Origin of the sequence: Candidatus Thalassolituus haligoni, from assembly GCF_041222825.1 — a bacterium.
GTDB lineage: Bacteria > Pseudomonadota > Gammaproteobacteria > Pseudomonadales > Oceanobacteraceae > Oceanobacter > Oceanobacter antarcticus.
The window spans coordinates 4,302,394-4,322,729 of the sequence record NZ_CP139482.1 but is presented as its reverse complement, the minus strand read 5'-3'; the positions used below and the strand labels follow the sequence as shown (position 1 = coordinate 4,322,729).

The 20,336-nt window shown below is 55.7% G+C and carries 20 protein-coding genes and 1 other RNA gene; 14 read left to right on the top strand and 7 right to left on the bottom strand.

Going from position 1 to position 20,336, the window contains the following annotated elements; all coding sequences use genetic code 11:
• The first annotated feature begins 171 nt into the window (after window positions 1–171).
• Window positions 172–300, top strand: coding sequence for a hypothetical protein (locus SOJ49_RS19550; RefSeq protein ID WP_369856145.1), 129 nt, complete (start codon window positions 172–174; stop codon window positions 298–300).
• Here SOJ49_RS19550 and SOJ49_RS19545 read toward each other — a convergent pair.
• The 4 genes from SOJ49_RS19545 to SOJ49_RS19530 all read right to left on the bottom strand — a co-directional run bounded on the left by SOJ49_RS19545 (window position 290) and on the right by SOJ49_RS19530 (window position 1,655).
• Window positions 290–883 carry a 5-formyltetrahydrofolate cyclo-ligase gene (locus SOJ49_RS19545; RefSeq protein ID WP_369856144.1) on the bottom strand — a complete coding sequence of 198 codons (594 nt, stop codon included), beginning with the start codon at window positions 881–883 and terminating at the stop codon, window positions 290–292. The two genes, SOJ49_RS19550 and SOJ49_RS19545, sit on opposite strands and share 11 nt — an antisense overlap.
• Window positions 884–904: 21 nt before the next feature.
• A non-coding RNA gene (gene ssrS, locus SOJ49_RS19540) (6S RNA) lies at window positions 905–1,083 on the bottom strand.
• 52 nt (window positions 1,084–1,135) lie between these two features.
• On the bottom strand, window positions 1,136–1,450 hold the full coding sequence (locus SOJ49_RS19535) for a cell division protein ZapA (RefSeq protein ID WP_369856143.1): 315 nt from the start codon (window positions 1,448–1,450) through the stop codon (window positions 1,136–1,138).
• Window positions 1,440–1,655: a DUF904 domain-containing protein gene (locus SOJ49_RS19530; protein ID WP_369856142.1), complete on the bottom strand. Its 216-nt coding sequence runs from the start codon at window positions 1,653–1,655 to the stop codon at window positions 1,440–1,442. Before SOJ49_RS19530 ends, SOJ49_RS19535 begins: the two co-directional genes overlap by 11 nt.
• A 148-nt stretch (window positions 1,656–1,803) precedes the next feature.
• Here SOJ49_RS19530 and SOJ49_RS19525 point away from each other — a divergent pair, with 148 nt between their 5' ends.
• The 5 genes from SOJ49_RS19525 (at window position 1,804) to SOJ49_RS19505 (ending at window position 7,736) form a co-directional block, all read left to right on the top strand.
• On the top strand, window positions 1,804–2,358 hold the full coding sequence (locus SOJ49_RS19525; protein WP_369856141.1) for a UPF0149 family protein: 555 nt from the start codon (window positions 1,804–1,806) through the stop codon (window positions 2,356–2,358).
• Between the two features lie 12 nt (window positions 2,359–2,370).
• Window positions 2,371–3,708 carry a Xaa-Pro aminopeptidase gene (gene pepP, locus SOJ49_RS19520; protein WP_369856140.1) on the top strand — a complete coding sequence of 446 codons (1,338 nt, stop codon included), beginning with the start codon at window positions 2,371–2,373 and terminating at the stop codon, window positions 3,706–3,708.
• A 114-nt stretch (window positions 3,709–3,822) separates the two neighbouring features.
• Complete coding sequence (ubiH, locus tag SOJ49_RS19515; RefSeq protein ID WP_369856139.1) at window positions 3,823–5,115, top strand: 2-octaprenyl-6-methoxyphenyl hydroxylase; 1,293 nt, start codon at window positions 3,823–3,825, stop codon at window positions 5,113–5,115.
• Entirely contained in the window at window positions 5,105–6,364 is a 1,260-nt protein-coding gene (locus SOJ49_RS19510) for a UbiH/UbiF/VisC/COQ6 family ubiquinone biosynthesis hydroxylase (protein WP_369856138.1), read from the top strand. The genes ubiH and SOJ49_RS19510 overlap by 11 nt, the downstream gene beginning before the upstream one ends.
• A 166-nt stretch (window positions 6,365–6,530) precedes the next feature.
• Window positions 6,531–7,736 (top strand): class I SAM-dependent rRNA methyltransferase, encoded by a 1,206-nt coding sequence (locus tag SOJ49_RS19505; RefSeq protein WP_369856137.1) that lies wholly within the window; start codon window positions 6,531–6,533, stop codon window positions 7,734–7,736.
• 295 nt (window positions 7,737–8,031) lie between these two features.
• Here SOJ49_RS19505 and SOJ49_RS19500 read toward each other — a convergent pair whose 3' ends face one another.
• Both SOJ49_RS19500 and SOJ49_RS19495 read right to left on the bottom strand, forming a co-directional pair.
• Window positions 8,032–9,267, bottom strand: coding sequence for an imelysin family protein (locus SOJ49_RS19500; RefSeq protein WP_369856136.1), 1,236 nt, complete (start codon window positions 9,265–9,267; stop codon window positions 8,032–8,034).
• A 37-nt stretch (window positions 9,268–9,304) separates the two neighbouring features.
• Window positions 9,305–9,964: an HAD family hydrolase gene (locus tag SOJ49_RS19495; protein WP_369856135.1), complete on the bottom strand. Its 660-nt coding sequence runs from the start codon at window positions 9,962–9,964 to the stop codon at window positions 9,305–9,307.
• 397 nt (window positions 9,965–10,361) lie between these two features.
• Here SOJ49_RS19495 and rppH point away from each other — a divergent pair, with 397 nt between their 5' ends.
• Complete coding sequence (gene rppH / locus SOJ49_RS19490) at window positions 10,362–10,856, top strand: RNA pyrophosphohydrolase (RefSeq protein WP_369856134.1); 495 nt, start codon at window positions 10,362–10,364, stop codon at window positions 10,854–10,856.
• 6 nt (window positions 10,857–10,862) lie between these two features.
• Window positions 10,863–13,148: a phosphoenolpyruvate--protein phosphotransferase gene (gene ptsP, locus SOJ49_RS19485; RefSeq protein WP_369856133.1), complete on the top strand. Its 2,286-nt coding sequence runs from the start codon at window positions 10,863–10,865 to the stop codon at window positions 13,146–13,148.
• An 80-nt stretch (window positions 13,149–13,228) separates the two neighbouring features.
• Here the strand turns inward: ptsP and SOJ49_RS19480 are convergent, their stop codons facing one another.
• A complete protein-coding gene (locus tag SOJ49_RS19480) occupies window positions 13,229–14,083 on the bottom strand; it encodes an NRDE family protein (protein WP_369856132.1) in 855 nt (284 codons plus the stop codon).
• 37 nt (window positions 14,084–14,120) lie between these two features.
• On the opposite strand from SOJ49_RS19480, the gene SOJ49_RS19475 reads away from it, so the two are divergent.
• The 6 genes from SOJ49_RS19475 to SOJ49_RS19450 all read left to right on the top strand — a co-directional run bounded on the left by SOJ49_RS19475 (window position 14,121) and on the right by SOJ49_RS19450 (window position 20,246).
• On the top strand, window positions 14,121–14,915 hold the full coding sequence (locus tag SOJ49_RS19475; protein ID WP_369856131.1) for a sulfite exporter TauE/SafE family protein: 795 nt from the start codon (window positions 14,121–14,123) through the stop codon (window positions 14,913–14,915).
• A gap of 84 nt (window positions 14,916–14,999) precedes the next feature.
• Window positions 15,000–15,806 (top strand): prolipoprotein diacylglyceryl transferase, encoded by an 807-nt coding sequence (lgt, locus tag SOJ49_RS19470; RefSeq protein ID WP_369856130.1) that lies wholly within the window; start codon window positions 15,000–15,002, stop codon window positions 15,804–15,806.
• Window positions 15,807–15,832: 26 nt separating this feature from the next.
• Window positions 15,833–16,627: a thymidylate synthase gene (gene thyA, locus SOJ49_RS19465; protein WP_369856129.1), complete on the top strand. Its 795-nt coding sequence runs from the start codon at window positions 15,833–15,835 to the stop codon at window positions 16,625–16,627.
• Window positions 16,628–16,793: 166 nt separating this feature from the next.
• Complete coding sequence (locus tag SOJ49_RS19460) at window positions 16,794–18,485, top strand: putative bifunctional diguanylate cyclase/phosphodiesterase (RefSeq protein ID WP_369856128.1); 1,692 nt, start codon at window positions 16,794–16,796, stop codon at window positions 18,483–18,485.
• Between the two features lie 126 nt (window positions 18,486–18,611).
• Window positions 18,612–19,118, top strand: a complete 507-nt coding sequence (gene folA, locus SOJ49_RS19455) for a type 3 dihydrofolate reductase (protein ID WP_369856126.1) — start codon at window positions 18,612–18,614, stop codon at window positions 19,116–19,118.
• Window positions 19,119–19,175: 57 nt separating this feature from the next.
• Complete coding sequence (locus tag SOJ49_RS19450; protein ID WP_369856125.1) at window positions 19,176–20,246, top strand: patatin-like phospholipase family protein; 1,071 nt, start codon at window positions 19,176–19,178, stop codon at window positions 20,244–20,246.
• Window positions 20,247–20,336 lie beyond the last annotated feature (90 nt).

Here is a 20,336-nt window from a genome sequence, read left to right as displayed (position 1 = left end):
AAAACAGTTGAACTATTTTGGTGCAGATGAAACCAATTAATATTTTAGTCATTACTTGTGACTAAAGTGGCAGAAATATTGCTGAAACACGGACAAAGTAGCCGCACCTGCCTGTTGTCGTACAGGTAGAACACGAGCATAAAAAGTAGAGCTTAGCTGGAGTCACTTTCAATGAAGAAACCAGATTTACTGGTCTTTATAGGATTGGTTGTTATTTTGGGTGCCGCGATTACCGGCATGACAATCAACGAAAATCAGCGTCCGTCTGCCGTTCTGGCATCGGAACACACTATTCGCTAGAGCGCTGACACATTCGCAGCGCGGTATCGGTAGCAATAGCAGATAACGGAATATCCCAGACTTCTGCAGGAAGCGCAGAAACGCACTGAAACTCATGGGCACAGCCAATGAGTCGCGGCTTGTTGCCTGCGTGTCGGGTAAAGGCTAGTGATCGGTCGTAAAAGCCGCCCCCCATACCCATGCGATTGCCATGCGGGTCAAAAGCGACCAAGGGCAAGCAAATCACCGACAGAAATTTTGCCTGTTGGTGCGTGTTGTAACGGAAATCCGGTTCGGCAATGCCAAAGCGGTTGGTGCTCATGCGGGTGGTGGCCTGGTAGCGAACAAATGCCAGTTCCCCCTGACGTAGTGGGTGCAGGGTGGGCAAGTAGACGGCCTTACCCATCCGGGTCAGTTGTTTGATGATCTGCTCAGGGTTTATTTCTCCATCATTTACCAGGTACAGCGCTATTCGCTTGGCGGCAAGGAGCGCACCTGGCTGTAACAGCGTGCGTTTCAGACCGTAGGCCGCTTGATGTTGTTGCTTTGGTGTTAAGGCACGACGTTGCTGGCGCATGGCCTTGCGAAGCTGATGCTTGTTCATAAAAATCGAAGCAAATCGGAAAGGAACCCCGCCGCACCGCTGTCGGAAAAAGCCCTTGAACCCAATGGTTCAAGGTGGTGGGTCATTCGCTGAATAAGGCTTTCCGGTAGTCGGACATGCGCACAACAGCGACTGAAACCCTCCGGGGTTGTGGTCATCGGCTCGAGGTCTTTGTCGACTGGCCAATGCAGCAGGGAGTTTGTGAAGTATATCAGAGATCAGTGGCTCTGCGAAAAGTCTGCGACAGGACGCTCAGAGTTCGCGCTGGATCGAGAGATTCAGCGCGCTGTCGAGACGGGTGTTCAGGTCTTCGAAAATACTGGCTTGCTGATCCAGCTCACTTTGCATTTCGAGCAGCTGATGGGCAATGTTCAGCGCCGCGATAACCGCAATCCGATCAGTGCCAGGCACCTTGCCCGAGGCTGATGTGGCATTTTTTATCTCGACCATCTTTTGATCCAGCAGCCGTGCGGCATCACGCAGCTGCTGCTCGGCGCCCGCTGGGCAGTTGATTCGATATTCACGTTCCAGAATGGTGAGATTCAGGATCCTGGGGTCATTGGCCACAGTTGCGCTCCAGCACTTGCAATTTTTGTATCATTTCATGAACCTTGCGGCGTGCCGCTTCATTCTGCTGTACCAGTCTGGCCCGTTCAGACTGCCAGTTCACCTCTTCTGCGCGCATGCGCTGGTTTTCTTCTCGCAGTTCCTGATGGATTGCGAGCAATTTCAGGATACGCTGCTGCAGGCTGGGCAAGTCGTTTGCTGGCATAACATCCTTCTGGTTCAGAGCCAAACTGGGGCTACTACTATAAGAGCCGTCCAAGTGGCTGGTCAATCAGGCTGTCAATTCGTTGTAAAGCGGGAAACCCGAACGATGGCAATGTTAGAATGGGCAGATTGATTATATTGAGGTTGTTATGAAAATTGACTTTGCCAGCACAGCGGATATCTGGCTGGAAGCCCGTTGTTACCAGTCCCCGTCGGCCTTGCACGGCTGGTTGAGTGGTTATCTGGCCAGTGGTTCCCGTCTTACTCACAAACAATGGCTGACAGAAGCGACGGATTATCTGGAACTGGAAGCTGCCCCGGAACCGCCACTGTCGGACATGTTGCCAGAATTTTATGACTGGGTGCTTGCAGTGATCAGTGCTGAAGAAATGGCCTACAGTCCATTATTACCGAGTGATGAAGATGCTGACGTCGCCGAGCAGGTGGAATGTCTGGCAGAGTGGAGCAAGGGCTTTCTGGATGGCTTTGGTGCTTCAGAACGTTCGGCCGGGCAGTTGCCGGAAGACGTTGTTGAGGTCTTGCGTGATCTGGATGCCTTTTCCCAGGCCCAGGTTGACGATCTTGACGATGCGGGCAACGAAGGCATGTATCTTGACCTGTCTGAGCACGCCCGCGTGGCTGCTCTCACGGTGTTTTACAATATGAACCGTTCTGCAGGTTCATCATCGACAACCCTGCACTGATCTGGAGATGGTATGAAACTGGAAGCATCCGAATACGCTCGTCGGCGCCAGCAGTTGATGGCGCAAATGAGTGATAACAGCATCGCTATTATTCCATCGGCTCCTGTCCATGTGCGTAACCGGGATGTGGAATACCTGTTTCGTCAGGATAGCGATTTTTATTACCTCAGCGGCTTTGACGAAGAGCATTCGGTGCTGGTGTTGATTCCGGGCCGTGAACATGGCGAATACGTGCTCTTCTGCCAGGAAAAAATCAAACAACAGGAAATCTGGACCGGACGACGGGTAGGGCCAGAAGCGGCGCCCGACGTGCTGGGTGCGGATGATGCGTTCCCGATCACCGACATCGACGACATCCTGCCGGGGCTGATCGAAGGAACCGATAAAATTTACGCCAATCTGGGTGTCAGCCCGGATTTTGACCGTCAGCTGATGGGCTGGGTCAACCATATCAAAGCCCAGGTACGTAACGGCTCACACCCGCCACGGGAATTCAGCGGGCTGGATCATATCCTGCACGAAATGCGACTGATCAAATCGGAGGCCGAAATCGCCCTGATGCAGCGTGCTGCGGATATCAGTGCCGCCGCTCATTGTCGAGCCATGCAAATGGTGCAGCCGGGAATGTTCGAGTATCAGCTGGATGCCGAGTTGATGCGCACCTTTATGGCGGCGGGCAGCCGCTGGCCAGCCTATCCCTCCATTGTGGGGAGCGGTGAAAACGGCTGTATTCTGCACTACACCCGCAACGATGCACCGATTCAGGACGGCGACCTGATTTTGATCGACGCCGGTTGTGAGCTGGACTATTACGCCTCGGATATTACCCGTACTTTTCCGGCGAACGGACGCTTTAGCGCTGAGCAAAAGGCGCTTTATAACCTGGTTCTGGACGCCCAATATGCGGCGCTTGACTGGATCAAGGCCGGAAATCACTGGAATGATCCGCACGATGCGGCAGTGACGGTACTGGTCGAAGGACTGCTGGCACTCGGCCTGTTGTCTGGCGACGTGGATGAGCTCCTCGAATCCGGTGAATACCGCCGCTTTTATATGCACAAGACCGGCCACTGGCTGGGAATGGATGTGCACGATGTCGGCGAATACCGGATTGATGGCGCGCCAAGGCTGTTGGAAAACGGCATGGTCATGACGGTGGAACCTGGTCTTTATGTGGCCCCGGATGACGAGACCGTCGAGGCGCGCTGGCGCGGTATCGGTATCCGTATTGAAGACGATGTGGTTGTACGCCCGGATGGCTGTGATGTACTGACTGCCGGAGTGCCAAAAACAGTCGAGGAAATTGAAGCCCTGATGCAGGGTGGAATGCAGGGTCAATTGACTGACTGAGGGCAATGCCCGGTGTATTTTCCTGACGCTGGTGGGTGGCGGATCGTGGAGGGCTATTGACCCTGGTGCGGGCTGCCCGTCAGAGTACTGCCTGCCGAATAGCGAGCCATATTCATGACCAACTCTGTCTCATCTTCCACCGCCTTTGATCTGGTGATTCTCGGAGCCGGAATGACCGGCGCCAGTCTGGTGCACCTGCTACAGCCTGCTTTGCAAACTGGCATGCGTATCGCCCTGATCGATCGCCAGCAAATCCACTGGACTGAGGATGTACTGGAACGCCCCCCCAGTTTTGATGGCCGTGCCACGGCGCTGGCCTGGGGTTCGCGTCAGTTGCTGCAGCGAATGGGTTGCTGGGAGGCGCTGATCGATCGAGCCTGTGCGATTCAACATATTCAGGTATCTGATCGCGGCCGTTTCGGGCAAACCCATTTGCACGCCAGTGAGCAGGGCACCGAAGCTCTGGGCTATATCGTTGAAAACGCCGTACTGGGACGAGCCCTGCTACAAGGGCTGGGCGCTTACCCGAATGTAACCTTGTTGTCAGACACCGACGTCCAGCGGGTTGATATGATCTCTGGTGGCAGTCAGCTGACGCTGGCTGGTGGCGAGAGCATTACGACGGCTTTGCTGGTGCTGGCCGATGGTGGTCGTTCTGGTCTGGCGCAGCAGTTGGGTATCCGGCAGCAGCGTGAAGAGTATGACAGTGTCGCATTGGTGACTCAGGTCGAGATGGATCGTGAGCATTTGCACTGGGCTTACGAACGTTTCAGTGATCATGGCCCGGTGGCATTTTTACCTTTGCAGCAGCGCCACTTTGCCGTGGTCTGGACGTTGCCTCCCGACGATTGTGAACGCATTCTGGCCTTGCCTGATCCGCTGTTTGCCGAGCAGTTGCAGCAACAGATTGGCTACCGCTGTGGTCGTATAAAACGTATTGGCGAGCGCTTCAGTTACCCGCTGGCACTGGTGTGCAGTTGCGAACAGGTACGGCGTGGATTGGTGTTGCTGGGTAATGCTGCTCACAGTCTGCACCCGGTAGCAGGGCAGGGCTTTAATCTGGCGCTGAGAGATACTGCTGCCCTGGCCGCACGACTGCTGGAAAGCTGGGCAATGAAGCGACCGTTAGGGGATCTGGCCGTATTACTGGATTACGCCCAGCAGCAACAGCGTGATCAGGGCAATACGATTATTGCCAGTGATCTCTTGCCGCGCTTGTTTGCCCACCCCGGCAAGTTGACGGCGCTGGGACGTGGTGCGGGGCTGATGGCCTTGGCCAGCCTGACCACACCGCGCCGCCTGCTGGCACTGCATGCCATGGGGCTTGGCCAGCCAGCGCCCCGTTTTGCGTCTGCGCCAATTTCGGCTCAATCCTTTTCCCGGTTGGAGTCTGCCGATGCGCTATGACATTGTAATTATTGGTGCCGGACTGGTGGGTCAGTCGCTGGCGGCGGCGCTGGCGAGTGGTAACCCGGCCCTGACGGTCGCACTGATTGATCCGGCTTTGGCGACACCGCCTGACTTGCCACCAGAATTACTGCCAGCGTTGCCGGATTTGGCCGCCAGCGGGCTGGACAGCTTTGATCTTCGGGTCAGTGCCCTGACGGCGCGCAGTCAGCACTTGCTGACGGCAATCGGCGCCTGGCAATGGATACGGCCAGCACGACGTCAGCCTTACACCCATATGACGGTGTGGGATGCGGAAGGCACCGGAGAGGTCAATTTTGATGCCGCCGATCTACATGTGCCCTGTCTCGGTCATATTATTGAAAATCGCGAAACCCTGGCCGGGTTGCGGCAGCGACTGACTGCCTGTCCGGCGGTGACATTGATAACGCAACCGGTGCGTTATCTCGATAGCCGTCGGGCCGACGGCCTGACGCCGGTGGTGCTGGAGCGAGGCAGCGGGCAGGACAGCGGCGGGCAGAGAGACACCTTGCTGGCCAGCCTGGTGGTGGGTGCCGATGGTGCCCACTCCCGTGTGCGGCAATGGGTTGGGCTACCGACCAGTGAATGGGATTACCAGCATCAGGCGCTGGTGGCGACTGTATCCACTGAGCGGCCAATGGCGGCGACGGCCTGGCAACGTTTTCGACCGCAGGGACCATTGGCATTATTACCCATGCCTACCAACCCCCGGCTGGCCTCGATTGTCTGGTCGACCAGCGACACAGAAGCCAATACCTTGATGGCGCTGGACAATGCGGATTTTTGTACCGCATTGTCAGCGGCATTTGAACAGCGTCTGGGTGCGATCACCGCCTGTTCACCACGCGCCGCGATTCCTTTACGTCAGCGTCATGCCCGACGTTACTGGCAGGATGGTGTGGTATTGGCAGGAGATGCCGCTCACACCATTCACCCGCTGGCCGGTCAGGGGGTTAATCTCGGTTTCAAGGACGTGGAAGTGTTGGCTGAAGAAATTCTGGCGGCGGTGGCGCGAGGTATCTCTCCAGGGCACGATCAGGTTCTGGCCCGTTATCAACGCCGGCGGCAGCTTGATAATCTGGCGACCATGGCTGCCATGGAAGGCTTCAAGCGCCTGTTTGCCGCCGATGCTCCACTGATCCGGTTGCTGAGAAATAGCGGTATGACGCAATTTGACCGGCTGTTACCGGTCAAACAGCACGCGATGATGCAGGCGATGGGGCTGTGATGGGGCTGTGATGGGGCTGTGATGGGGTTGTAGTGAAAGCGGGTTTGGTGGTCGTTTGTATCACTGGCGGTGCAGCAATGCATGAAGAGTGCAGGAATGGTTCGCTGCCAGTGCCCTGAACCGATATAATGCCCGGTTCTTTTTGCTCCGCCCTATTGAGGTCTCCATGTCTGAAGCTGTTTCCTGTCTGCGATTGAATCCACAGGCCGAGCGCCGTCTTAAGTCCGGCCATTTATGGGTTTACAGCAACGAGGTGGACATCAAAAAAACACCGCTGCAGGGGCTGCAAGCAGGTAGCCAGGTGGTGATTGAAATGGCCAATGGCAAAGCGCTGGGCAGTGCGGTGATCAGCCCGGATCAGCTGATTTGCGCACGACTGATCAGTCGCGACAGCAAGCAGTTTCTGGACAGCTCTCTGATTGTGCATCGCCTCAAGGTGGCACTGAGCAGTCGTGAACTCTGGTATCCGGAGGGCTGTTATCGCTGGGTCTATGGCGACAGCGACGGTCTGCCGGGTCTGGTGGTTGACCGCTTTGGCGGCGTCGTGGTGGTACAGATCTCCAGTGTATTGATGGAAACCTTGCGTCAGGAAATTGTCGACGCGATTATAAAGGTCATCAAACCGGACGCCGTGGTGTTGAAAAATGACGGCAAACTGCGTGCGGTTGAGGGCTTGCCGGAATACGTTGAAGTGGTCTACGGCGAGCTGGAAGATAATTGCGCACCGCTGATCGAAAATGGCACCCGTTTTATGGCCCCTGTGATTGATGGTCAGAAAACCGGCTGGTTCTACGACCATCGCGAGAATCGTGCGGTACTGAATCGTTTGGTTACTGGCAAACGGGTGCTGGATGTTTTCAGCTATATCGGCGGCTGGGGAGTACAGGCCGCACGGCATGGTGCTGCTGAAGTGCATTGCGTGGATTCGTCTGCCAAGGCGCTTGACTGGGTCGCCCAGAATGCAGAATTAAACGGCGTTGCTGATCGTATGACCTGCTGGGAGGGTGACGCTTTCGAAGCCCTGCGTCAGCTCAAGGACAGCGGTGAGCGTTTTGATGTGGTGGTGGTTGATCCTCCGGCACTGATTCCCCGTCGTAAAGACATTAAAGCCGGTGAACAGGCGTATCACCGCTTGAATCAACTGGCCATGCGGTTGCTGAATCGAGATGGCTTGCTGGTCGCTGGCTCCTGTTCCATGCATCTGGGAGAAACCCGTTTGCCAGGGATCATCCGTACCTTGGGGCGGGAGCTGGATCGAGACGTGCTGATTCAGCATGTCGGCAGTCAGGGTGCCGACCACCCAGTGGTTCCGGCGATCCCGGAAACCCGTTACCTCAAAGCCGTGTTTGCCCGCGTGTTACCAACGCGTTAACTTCGACAACCACTACCGTAGGGCCCGGCTCCGTCCGTGGCCGTTGTCGTCCGTGGCCGTTGTCGTCCGTGGCCGTTGTCGTCCGTGGCCGTTGTCGTCCGTGGCCGTTGTCGTCCGTGGCCGTTGTCGTCCGTGGCCGTTGTCGTCCGTGGCCGTTGTCGTCCGTGGCCGTTGGTCCGTGTCGTCCGTGTCGTCCGTGTCGTCCGTGTCGTCCGTGTCGTCCGTGTCGTCCGTGGCCGTTGCGTGTATTCCCGCCGTGGCCGTTGCCCCATTTTATGGGGCGTTTCGGAAGGGTTCAGTGTGTATCGGGCAATGTCAGGCGTAACACGCTGGCGGTTTGTTGCAGCAAGGTATCCAGCTGCTCAATGTTGTGAATCAGTAACGTCGCCGCTGGTGTCTCTGTTGTGTCGGATGCCCCAGCGTTGGTGGTTGCGGCTTCGGTGGCGGGCGTCAACGCCTGTGCCAGCGTGGTTTGCCATTGCATCAGCAAATCCGGTTGTGTAGTACTTAATAACGGCACCAGCGCACCGGGGTGGGATTCACTGCCCAGTAGCCAGAGTTGCATGCCTTGCAGCAAGGCGAGGCTGTCCTGCTGGCTGCTGGCGCTGAACTCACTGCTGTTTCCCGACAAGCGTTTTTCCAGCAATTCGGTTCTGATCAATCGCGCACTGGCGCTCATGCCAGCCTGCAAGGCGGCTGCGGGTGTGCTGCTGGCAACCAGTCGAGCGTAGTAGCCAGTGTCCCGTTCCCAGCGACGTTGCAAGCGGCGCAGATGGTCAAGCAATTGTGCAGTGACCAGTTGCAGGTATTGGCGACGGCGATCCTGGTTGATGACGCCAGGCGGGGTGTCTTTGTTGAGGTGGTTATCAGCGGTGTTGTCGGCATGAGTCGCGGTATTCTTGTTGCTGCTACTGCCCGCGACCGCTGTTATGGTTTCAGTCCGCAGATAGTCGCTGGCACTGCGCTGTCCGTCACTGCCCCAAAGCAAAAATTCAATAACATGAAACCCCAGGCTGACAGATGCCGGATCGGCGAAACCATGCTGCTGTTGTAGCGTGTCGCTGCTCAGTGGCAGGGTCAGATCGTTGACGATACCGGTAAAGGGATAGCCTGGCAGATAGTCGATGTAGCCACCTTCAATCGGCCAGCTGTCAATCAGGCTCAGTGTTTGATGGTAACTGAGTCCCTGACGTTGCCATTCAACGGGGTCGGTTACCGGTAGAAAGCCATACAGGCGAGCACGTAAAAAACTGCTGTAACTGTCGCGCCAGGCGTCGCGGCTGGCTGCCAGTGTGAACGGGTTTGGATGGTCGAGCAGGGTGATAATGGCACTTTGCAGGGCCTCTGCGCTGGCACAAGCCTGGACATGGCTGTCAAGGGCTGAGTGAATCAGGTGGTCATTGATCTTTTCAGGATGCGTCGCCGGATCGCCGGTGAAATCGACTGCGGCAGGTAATGGCTGGGCTGGTACCGGTGCTTGATCACAACCGGCAACACAGAGCAGCAGTAGCCAGATAACGACTTGTTTCATTCGGTGTCTCTTGGTCGTACAGGGGAGCGTCGTACTGTCAATCATCACGTAATGAAATCACCGGCCAGCCTTGCTGGTTGGCTTCTGCCGCCAGGATGGCGTCCGGGTCAACAGCGACAGGCCGGTCAACCAGCCGTAATAATGGCAGGTCGTTGTGGGAGTCGCTGTAGAACCAGGCGCCTTCCATGGTTTGTTGGCGTTCATTCAGCCAGGCGTTGAGTCGCGTCACCTTGCCATCCTGAAAGCTGGGAATGCCCACGATAGCGCCGGTGTACTGGCCGTTGATGACTTCCGGGTGCGGCGCAATGATATTGTCGATGCCCAGTCGCTCGGCAATCGGGTAGGTGATAAAGCCGTTGGTTGCGGTAATAATCAGTAACTGGTCTCCCTGATTCCGATGGTTCTGGATCAGGTCACGGCTTTTCTGGCTGATCAGTGGTTCAATACGCTCTTCGAGAAAACGTTGGCGCTCGGCCAGCATCTGCTCAAGAGGGTGATCCAGCAACGGCCGCAAGGTAAAGCGCAGGTAGTCGTGAATATTCAGGGTGCCGGCCTGGTACTGCGCATAGAAATGGTCGTTGCGATATTTGTGCACCGCCGGGTCAACCAGGCCGCGATCAGCCAGATATTGGCCCCATGCGTGGTCGCTGTCGTCGGATAACAGGGTGTGGTCGAGGTCGAAAATTGCCAGAGCCAAGCGATCCTCCCGGACGGATTGAAAAAAGAGCCGTATTCTATTATGAATGGACGGCACGGGTCACATTTTTACAGGTTATTGAAAATCTATCGGTGTGGCGATGACTACATGAAAAATGACCCAGGAATGCCAGGATACAACGCATAATCGTGCTTTCTTGGCCATTTGGGCATTGACCCTGCGGTTTGAAAGCACTTTTTGATCATCCGATTCAAACAATCGGTCATTGGGTTGGCGGCTCTGATAACCCCCGTCTTGTTCTGCTGCTTGCCAAATTCTCATGGTTCAGGTGAGGATAAAGAATGACAATCAATACCAGCGAGTCGATGCATGCCGCTTGACCTTTGCGTTGAAATGGGCAAGTTTTGCAACTCTGTAATAATTCTCGGATGGCATTGTGATTGATGATCAGGGTTACCGCCCGAATGTCGGTATCATTCTGTGTAATGACCTGGGCCAAGTGCTCTGGGCCAGACGCATAGGACAGGATGCCTGGCAATTTCCACAAGGCGGTATCAAACAGGGTGAATCCCCGGAACATGCGCTTTATCGGGAGTTGACCGAAGAAGTGGGGCTGACGGCCGAGGATGTCCAGATTCTGGGGTGTACCCGTGGCTGGCTGCGTTATCGCTTGCCAAAACGTATGATCCGTCAAGGCCGCCAGCCGGTGTGTGTTGGCCAAAAGCAAAAGTGGTATCTGTTAAAGTTGACCACGGAAGAAGCACGAATCGACGTGGCCGCATCACCCAAACCGGAGTTTGATGGTTGGGACTGGGTTAGTTACTGGTTTCCGCTGGGTGAGGTAGTCGCTTTCAAGCGCGATGTATATCGTCGCGCAATGACTGAGTTGGCGCCGAAAATCGCTCGCTTGCAACGTAAAAGCACCAGTTGAGGTCCTATGCTCGACATACTTCGCCGAATCGTCCAGGAGGTCAGCAGCGCCAGCGATCTTAATGATGCCTTAAGAGTGGTGGTGGTGCGTATCCGTGAGGCCATGGAAACCGAGGTATGCTCTGTTTACCTGTTTGATGCGGACAGCAAGCGCTATGTGCTGATGGCCACTGAAGGTCTGAAGCAGGAAGCCGTTGGCCGGGTCAGCCTCTCTTCATCCCAGGGTTTGGTCGGGTTAGTAGGCGCACGCGCCGAGCCTATTAATATTGATAATGCCCCTTCTCATCCCAAATTCCACTTTTTGTCCGAGACCGGAGAAGACCCGTTTCTGTCGTTTCTTGGTGTGCCGATTATTCACAACAAGCGCCTGATGGGTGTGCTGGTGGTACAGCAGCGTGACAGCCGCCAGTTTGATGAAGGCGAAGAGGCCTTTTTGGGCACCATGTCGGCGCAGCTGGCAGGGGTGATTGCCCATGCCGAAGCCACGGGTAATATTCTTGAATTGACGCCCGCCAACACCGAGCGCAAGAGCACCCGCTTCAATGGTGCGCCAGGGGCTGCTGGTGTCGGGTTGGGAACGGGTTATGTGATTACGCCGGCCGCCGATCTGATCAGTGTGGTCGACAAGATGGCTGAGAGTATTGAGCTTGAACTGGAAAATTTTGACCGGGCATTGATTGCTGCGCGTGGTGAAATCCGCCAGCTCGGTGCCCAGCTTAGCAACGACTTGCGCCCGGAAGAGATGGCGCTGTTTGATGTGTATATCAATATGCTTGACGACAACGCCCTGGGTGCGGAAGTCACTGGTCGTATTCGTGAAGGCCATTGGGCTCCCGGTGCCTTGCGACAGGTGGTGATGCAGTATGTTGGCCACTTCCAGTTAATGGAAGATGTCTACCTGCGCGAGCGGGCGACGGATATTCTTGATCTGGGCACCCGGATTTTGGCTCATCTTCAGGGCGTTTCCGAAGATGAGCCGGAAGAAGATGAATTTCCGGATGACTGCATTCTGGTCAGTGAAGAGCTGACTCCGGCGATGTTGGGGGAAGTTCCTACCAGCAAGCTGCGCGGGCTGGTGTCGGTGAAGGGTTCCTCCAATTCGCACGTGGCGATTTTGGCTCGGGCGATGGGTATTCCAACCGTGATGGGGGTGGTGGATTTACCCTATGCCCAATTACATGGCAAGGATCTGATTGTGGATGGTTATCGGGGGGTGTTGATTTCCAATCCCAATGAAGAGATCCGCGAGCAGTATCAGGAAATTTACGAAGAAGAGCTGGCGCTGCAGGAAGATCTGGAAGTACTGCGGGACGAACCGGCGATTACTCTGGATGGTCATCGTATTCCGCTGTGGGTCAACACCGGTTTGCTGACCGATGCCTTGCGCAGCCTGGATCGCGGTGCCGAAGGTGTGGGTTTATACCGTACCGAAGTCCCTTTCATGATGCAGGATCGTTTTCCCAGTGAAAGTGAACAGCAGAAAATCTATCGTCAACAACTGGAAATGTTTGCACCGGCACCGGTGACTATGAGGACTCTGGATATCGGCGGCGACAAGTCGTTGACCTATTTTCCGATCAACGAAGCTAACCCCTTTCTGGGCTGGCGGGGTATCCGGGTGACACTGGATCATCCGGAAATCTTTCTGGTACAGGTGCGGGCGATGCTGAAAGCCAGTGAGGGTCTGAATAATCTGCGCATCATGTTGCCGATGATCAGCAGTGTGCATGAAGTCGATGAGGCGTTGCACTTGATCTATCGTGCCCACGCCGAAGTCATCGAAGAAGGTTGCGATGTCGATATGCCACAAGTGGGGGTGATGATCGAAGTGCCCTCGGCGGTATTCCAGATTCGTGATCTGGGCTTGCGAGTCGACTTCTTGTCGGTCGGCAGTAATGACCTGACCCAGTATCTGCTGGCGGTGGATCGTAATAACCCGCGGGTTGCCGATCTCTATCAGGCGTTTCATCCAGCGGTGCTGTCGGCCCTCAAAATCATTGCAGAAGCTGCCCATGAAGTGGGTAAGCCGGTCAGTGTCTGCGGGGAGCTGGCGGGTAATCCGCTTGGCAGCGTGCTGTTGATGGCGATGGGTTATGACATGTTATCGATGAACGCGACCAATTTACCGAAGGTGAAATCGGTAATCCGGGGCATCAATCTGGAGTGGGCGCAACGTCTGCTTGATCAGGTGATGCAGATCGAGAGCGCTCATGTGATTGCGGCGATGGTGCAGCTGGCACTGGAAAAGGAAGGTTTCGGTCGCATCATCGGCCCGGCATCAGGCCGATGCTGATGCCGGTGTCCTGTTGATCCTGCCATTCAATCGCTCTCTAGCGGGTGTCTGATTCGTTTTGCAAGGTGGCTGTTCGTCCGTTAGTCAGGCACCTGAAAGCGGCGCGACTGACCGCTTTCACCATTATCAAGCCAGAGTTGCTCTTCAATTGCCAATCGCTGCCTGCGGCCAATCAGGCTGCTGCTGCTACGGGTGCCGTAGCGGGCAGAGGTAATAAACTGGGCCGATAATAGTCGTTCCAGTTCAGCTGTTACGCCGGTATCGGGTAAGCACTGGTCTGGCCATGGCACCCGCCGGTTCAGTAGCCGGGTTAATTGATGCTGATCTCCCTGCCATGTTTGTAACTGCGTCCGCGCCAGTTGGGCTTTGGGCCAGTCGCTGTCGAGCCAGGCATTGCTGAGTACGTGTTGCCCCGGAGTGACGGCATGAGCCGTGGGTTGCGGCGTATTGGTGATGTACCACAGTTGTTCGGGTGTACCACACAGCAGATTGAAACGGCCATATTGCGATGCTTCTGACAGCAGCGAACGGGCAAAGGCGGCCGGTGTTTGGGTACTATTGAGATAGCGGGTTACCAGCTCGCCACGGGAGCGAACATTATCGGGTGGGTTGGGTAAACGAATATTAGTGACGGCGGCGAAGCGCAGGTCCTGGGTGATGCCAAGCCAGGTGCCACCTTGTTGTAAATCCTGCCCGGCGAGCAGTGTTGGCTGGCCTGGCCAGCGATGCAGGGAGGCAGTCGGGCGGGCATGAAACTCATCACGATTGGCGGCCAGGGCCAGCCATTGTTCTGCACCGGGTTGCCAGTCAAACACGATCAGGCACATGCGGGTGTCCTTAATAGACAGGGTCTTCAAGGTTACCGCTATCGTCACCGCTTGGCGACCGTTGCCCGGTTGGCGTCGTTGTTCGCCATTGACGTTGCGCTGGGTCATAATGCGCGCCTTGAATTTTCTGCCCGGGAGGTGGTCTGTGGTCACGCTGTTGATGTATCTCGCCGTCGGTGCCTTTGCCGGGACACTGGCCGGGCTGTTTGGCATTGGCGGTGGCATGATCATTGTTCCGGCGGTGTTGTTTGCGCTGGCAGCCGAAGGCGTCGGCGTTGATGTGATGACCCATATGGCGGTCGCTACCTCGCTGGCGACGATTGTATTTACCTCCGTCAGCTCAATCCGTGCCCATCTCCAGAAAGGTGCCATCGACTGGCATATGGTGTCGCTGATGACACTGGGTATCGTCGTTGGCACCAGCCTTGGTGTGGTGTTGATTGCTGAGGTACCGGGGCCGCTACTGTTGAAAATTATTGGTGTCTTTGCAGGATTGCTGGGGATTCAGATGTTTTTTGGCTTGCAGCCGCGACCAGGTGATTTACCTCCTGGGCGCAAGGAGCTGGCCGTGGCAGGGGCGGTTATTGGTTTTGGTTCCTCCTGGTTCGGAATTGGCGGCGGGACGTTTGCAGTGCCCTATCTGAGCTGGCGCAAGATTGATATGCGGCGGGCGGTGGCGACGTCGGCGGCCTGTGGTTTCCCTATCGCGCTGACGGGGACGCTGACTAATATCTGGTCGGGCTGGGGCAACCCGGAGTTGCCTGCCTGGAGTTCTGGATTTGTCTATTGGCCCGCAGTTGCCGGTATTGTGCTGACCAGTGTGCCGTTTGCCCGGCTGGGTGCTCATCTGGCTCACCGGCTGGATCAGGGCAAGCTGAAAAAAGCGTTTGCGGTGTTGTTGATCTGTGTGTCGATCAAGTTTTTGAGCCTGTCATTTTGATGTCGAACTGGCCCGCTAGACTCTTATCGCAGTATCCATTGTCCTCGCTTCTGGCCGGGGTAACTTTTTTGCAAGGACGTCACCATGTTGACCTATCCCGAGATTGATCCTGTTGCATTGGCCATTGGGCCATTAAAAATTCACTGGTATGGCCTGATGTATCTGCTGGCCTTTGGTGCCGCCTACTGGCTGGCAACCTGGCGGGCACGTCGGCCTCGCTCCGGCTGGAACGATCAGCAGGTGTCGGATCTGGTCTTTTTTGGTGCCATGGGAGTGATTTTGGGTGGCCGTTTTGGCTATGTCTTGTTTTATAACTTTCCGCAGTTTCTGGAAGACCCGTTATGGCTGTTCCGGGTTTGGGAAGGGGGGATGTCGTTTCATGGTGGCCTGTTGGGCGTACTGGCAGCCCTGGGCTGGTTCAGTTTCAAGTACAAAAAGAATTATTTTGATGTAGGCGATTTTGTTGCACCACTGGTGCCGATTGGCTTGATGTTCGGCCGTATTGGTAACTTTATTGGGGGTGAACTCTGGGGCCGTGTGGCAGACCCTGCGCTGGTGCCCTGGGCGATGGTGTTCCCTCGTGCAGACGACTTGCCGCGTCACCCGTCGCAGTTGTATCAGGCCGGTCTGGAAGGTTTGCTGCTGTTTGTGGTGGTGCTGTGGTACTCCAATCGTCCGCGTCCCAGAATGGCAGTGGGTGCCGTTTTTCTGTTCGGATACGGTATTCTGCGCAGTGTCGCCGAATTTTTCCGCGAGCCGGATGCCCATATCGGATTTGATCTGTTTGGCTGGATGAGCCGTGGGCAGTTGTTGAGTCTGCCGATGATTCTGGCCGGATTGATTTTGCTGGTGGTGGCTTATCGTCGTAACCGCTTTGCGCCAGTCAATTGAGCATTTTTTGATAAAAAGGGTAATGTATGAAGCAGTATCTGCAACTGATGCACCATGTACGTGAGCACGGCGTGTTCAAGCAAGACCGCACCGGCACGGGCACCTACAGCTGTTTTGGTTATCAGATGCGCTTTGATCTCAGTGAGGGGTTTCCGCTGGTGACCACCAAGAAACTGCATCTGCGCTCGATTATTCATGAGCTGTTGTGGTTCCTCAGTGGCGAGACCAACATCCGTTACCTGAAAGAAAACGGGGTGTCGATCTGGGATGAGTGGGCCGATGAGGATGGCAACCTAGGGCCAGTGTACGGCTCTCAATGGCGCTCGTGGCCGACCGCGAAGGGTGAGCATATAGATCAGATCAGCCAGCTGATTGAGCAGATCAGGAATAACCCCGATTCTCGCCGTCTGATTGTCAGTGCCTGGAATGTCGGTGAGATCAGTCATATGGCCTTGCCTCCTTGCCATGCGTTTTTCCAGTTTTACGTCGCCGATGGCAAGTTGTCTTGCCAGTTGTATCAGCGCAGTGCCGATATTTTTCTCGGTGTGCCCTTTAATATCGCCAGCTATGCCTTGCTGGTGCATATGGTGGCGCAGCAATGTGATTTACAGGTTGGTGATTTTGTCTGGACTGGTGGTGACGTGCACCTGTACGCCAATCACCTGCAACAGACGGATGAACAGTTGTCTCGCACTCCGCTGCCGCTGCCGAAGCTGGTGATTCAACGCAAACCTGAATCACTGTTTGACTATCATTTTGGCGACTTTGTTATTGATGGTTATCAGCATCATCCGCATATCAAGGCACCGGTTGCAATCTGAGCCAGAGCCGCCGCTCTGGGGTCTGATCGACATCAGCCCCTGCTTGTTCCAGTGATATCCATGCCCCTGATCAGGGGCTGTCCATTCCGATAAAAGTATCAGAATCCGGCACCTTGCTGATCCGTGTCTATACTCAGAATTCATGATTGATCTGAAGTTGAGCGTTATGGATTCAAGCGCGCCATCTTATCGCTGTACCAGATTGCTGGTGTGTGCACTGGATGCGGGGACAGAGTCTCCCCGGTTGGTCACCCGTGTGCCGCAGGAATGGCTGCCCTCGTTGGAGCAACTCATTGAGCGCTGGCTTGGTGCTGGTGATGTTATTTGCCTTGTCAGCGGTCAGGCTGACGATACCCTGCTGGATACCGTCCGGCATGTGCGATTGCAATTACCAGCAGCGGCACTGGTGATTACCCTGGATGCGATCGACAGCGAGGCGGTAGCACGGTTGATTCCTTGTGGTGTACAGGAGGTTTTTGCTGCACAGCAGCTGGAACAGGCGCAGACGGATCAGTTATGCGAAGGCGCAGTCGTCCGGATGGAATACGAACAATCGCTGCGTCGTCTCAGCCATTTTGATCCGTTAACCGGCTTGGCTGGCCGGGGGTTGTTTCAGGATCGACTGGAGCAAAGCCTGATTCAGGCGCATCGCAACGGCACCAATGTGGGGTTGTTGTTTATCGACCTCGACCGTTTTCGGGTGGTGAACGATGTCTACGGCCATCAGCTGGGCGACCGGTTACTGATCGCGAGTTCACAACGGCTACAGGAAAAACTGCGCCGTTCGGATACGGTCGCCCGGCTGGGCGGTAACAGTTTTGCCGTGATTCTGGATGCCGTGCGGGGTGTCGAGGTGGTTACTGCTATTGCGCAAAAACTCATTCATGCGCTGAAAGCGCCTTTCCGCATCGATGGCCATGAAATTTTTGTAACGGGCAGTATTGGGGCGGATTTGTCTTGTGAGGCGAACTACGATTCCGGCCAGATGGTGCGCCGTACCGAGTTGGCATTACACCAGGCCAAGCGCGATGGCCGTAATGGCTGTCAGGTTTTTACGCCACAAACCGCTCCTATGGACAAGATTCGATTGGGGCTGGAAAGTGCCTTGCACCATGCTCTGGAGCGGGATGAACTACGACTGGTGTACCAGCCGCAAATCTCAGTGGTTGGTCAGCATTTTGTCGGTGCTGAAGTGCTGTTACGTTGGGAGCATCCGGTATTGGGATTGGTATCACCGACGGTATTTATTCCGGTGCTGGAAGATACCGGGCTGATTGAACCGTTTGGTGAGTGGGTGCTGCGACGTGCCTGCCAGCAGTACAAGCGTTGGCTGGATGACGGCGTGGTCGGTTTGAACAGTAAAATTTCCGTTAACCTTTCCCCGCGCCAGTTTCGTCAGCGCGACCTGGGAGAACGTATTCAGGCGGCGATTCAGGATACCGGGCTGCCACCGACCAGTCTGGCCCTGGAAATTACCGAAAGTACCTTGATGTACAACCTCGAACAAGGCGCGGTTTTGCTCCGTCAGTTACGACATCTGGGCGTCAGTATTGCCATTGATGACTTCGGTACGGGCTACTCCTCATTGGCTTATCTGAAAGACCTGCCGATTGATTATCTCAAGATCGACCGCAGTTTCGTCAAGGATATTGTCACGGATCGCAATGATGCCGCGATCGCCAACTCGATTATTGGCCTGGCGCACAATCTCGGGCTGAAAGTGGTGGCAGAGGGGGTTGAAGAACAGAATATCCTCGACGTACTGGCAGATTTTGGTTGCGATCAGTATCAGGGCTATTTTTTTGCCCGTCCGGTTGCTGCCACTGGCCTTCCCTTGTTGATTGCTGGCTGCCACTGAGTCAAACAAATTGCTGGCTTGTTTGGGACTGGCTCTGTTGCCGGGTGGGCGTTATCATCGAGCGTTTCATCGTCTGGCTGGTAGCGGCCATGACATTTCCCCGGTTCGAAGCGGTTTTTTGCCATCATGAAGTTGTCCCTGATCGTTGCCCTGTCGCGCAATCACACTATCGGTCTCAATAACCAGTTGCCCTGGCACCTGCCTGGTGATCTGAAGTATTTCCGTGACAGCACCATGGGCAAGCCTGTCGTCATGGGGCGCAAAACCCATGAAAGTATTGGTCGGGCGTTGCCCGGTCGCGCCAATATTGTGATCAGTCGCCAGCCAGGCTATCAGGCCGACGGCGTGGCCGTGGTCAGCAGTCTGGAGTGTGCCATCGAACTGGCGGCCCGACTGGCACTGCAAACCGGTGCCGAGGAAGCCATGATTATGGGGGGGGCTGAGATTTACCGGCAGGTATTGCCGCTGGTTGAGCGCTTGTATCTGACGGAAGTGGATGCCGATATTGAGGGGGATGCCTTTTTCCCCGAGTTTGATCGTGCCGAGTGGCAGGAGCTGAGCAGAGAGGCGCATTCACCGAGTGACGATAATCCGTATCCCTACCGTTTTGTGGTGTACGAACGCAGATCTTGAGTCCAGCCCTTAATCCTCTCATCATAGCGGCCCATTGTATTGAGCAGGGTTCGGGCTGTGTCCAATTTACCATTAAAGGTGTTTGCTGGTGTCGAGGCGCTACAGCATATTCGTGACCATGGTTTGCAACCGGACGATATCCAGGTGGTGCTTGGAGCATCCGGTGGCCCGAAATGGCTGGCACTGGCAGCGATGGATCGTTACCTGCTCAGTGAGTGGTTCAAACATCGTACCGAGCCGCTGCATTTGCTCGGGACTTCGGCCGGTGCCTGGCGGCTCAGTTGTTTCGCCCGCAATGAGCCGCTGGCCGCGCATCAACGTTTTCTGGAAGCCTATGTTAGCCAGCGCTACTCGGCCAAACCCACGCCATTGGAAGTGGCCGCTGAATGTCGCCGTATGCTTGATCTGGCGTTGGGCGAGCAGGGCATCAGCGAAATCCTGGAACATCCCTTTATGCGCTATCACACCCTGGTAACACGCTGTCGGGGTCTGACTGCCAGTGATACCCGATGGCTGCAAACAGCCGGTTGGCTCGGGGCTATCGGGGCGAATCTGTTGTCGCGCAAGGGCATGCGACCCTGGATTGACCGGGTGTTGTTTCATCATCCTGAGAAACCGCCGATCGACTATTTCCCTCATTTACCCGCCCGTCATGTGACATTGACCGCAGATAACCTGCGTCCAGCGATCCTGGCGACCGGTGCGATTCCACTGGTAATTGCCGGGGTACGTAATATTGCCGGTGCGCCAGCAGGTACTTACCGGGATGGCGGTATTACCGATTACCAGTTTGACCTGCCAGTGTTGCCGAAAACCGGTTTTGTGCTTTATCCCCATTATTTTGCCCAGGCACCCAAGGGTGGCTGGTTTGACAAGCGCTTGCACTGGCGAACGGCTTCTCGTGAACATTACCGCCGCACCATCATCGTGGCACCGTCATGGGAGTTTGCGGCTACCTTGCCGGGAGGGCGGATCCCGGATCTGGATGATTTTTACGACTTTGATTACCCTCAGCGCTGCTTGCGCTGGGAGCAGGCACTGGCTGCTTGCGAAGCGTTGGCGGATGCCCTGGATCGGATTCACAGCCAGCAGCGCTGGGCCGAAATCGCCGAACCCTTGCCCTGGTAAAGACAGAACGAGCACAATTGACTCTTGAATATTTAATCCGGTGCCGCTCTGGGCTTTCGGATGGTGTCGAATCACGAAGCCGGTTTGCAG

What these genes read in the sequence shown, in the direction of transcription:
- SOJ49_RS19550 (WP_369856145.1), top strand. Translation starts at nt 172, where the DNA reads ATGAAGAAACCAGATTTACTGGTCTTTATAGGATTGGTTGTTATTTTG.
- SOJ49_RS19545 (WP_369856144.1), bottom strand. Translation starts at nt 883, where the DNA reads ATGAACAAGCATCAGCTTCGCAAGGCCATGCGCCAGCAACGTCGTGCC.
- SOJ49_RS19530 (WP_369856142.1), bottom strand. Translation starts at nt 1,655, where the DNA reads ATGCCAGCAAACGACTTGCCCAGCCTGCAGCAGCGTATCCTGAAATTG.
- SOJ49_RS19525 (WP_369856141.1), top strand. Translation starts at nt 1,804, where the DNA reads ATGAAAATTGACTTTGCCAGCACAGCGGATATCTGGCTGGAAGCCCGT.
- pepP (WP_369856140.1), top strand. Translation starts at nt 2,371, where the DNA reads ATGAAACTGGAAGCATCCGAATACGCTCGTCGGCGCCAGCAGTTGATG.
- ubiH (WP_369856139.1), top strand. Translation starts at nt 3,823, where the DNA reads ATGACCAACTCTGTCTCATCTTCCACCGCCTTTGATCTGGTGATTCTC.
- SOJ49_RS19510 (WP_369856138.1), top strand. Translation starts at nt 5,105, where the DNA reads ATGCGCTATGACATTGTAATTATTGGTGCCGGACTGGTGGGTCAGTCG.
- SOJ49_RS19505 (WP_369856137.1), top strand. Translation starts at nt 6,531, where the DNA reads ATGTCTGAAGCTGTTTCCTGTCTGCGATTGAATCCACAGGCCGAGCGC.
- SOJ49_RS19500 (WP_369856136.1), bottom strand. Translation starts at nt 9,267, where the DNA reads ATGAAACAAGTCGTTATCTGGCTACTGCTGCTCTGTGTTGCCGGTTGT.
- ptsP (WP_369856133.1), top strand. Translation starts at nt 10,863, where the DNA reads ATGCTCGACATACTTCGCCGAATCGTCCAGGAGGTCAGCAGCGCCAGC.
- SOJ49_RS19480 (WP_369856132.1), bottom strand. Translation starts at nt 14,083, where the DNA reads ATGACCCAGCGCAACGTCAATGGCGAACAACGACGCCAACCGGGCAAC.
- lgt (WP_369856130.1), top strand. Translation starts at nt 15,000, where the DNA reads ATGTTGACCTATCCCGAGATTGATCCTGTTGCATTGGCCATTGGGCCA.
- thyA (WP_369856129.1), top strand. Translation starts at nt 15,833, where the DNA reads ATGAAGCAGTATCTGCAACTGATGCACCATGTACGTGAGCACGGCGTG.
- SOJ49_RS19460 (WP_369856128.1), top strand. Translation starts at nt 16,794, where the DNA reads ATGGATTCAAGCGCGCCATCTTATCGCTGTACCAGATTGCTGGTGTGT.
- folA (WP_369856126.1), top strand. Translation starts at nt 18,612, where the DNA reads ATGAAGTTGTCCCTGATCGTTGCCCTGTCGCGCAATCACACTATCGGT.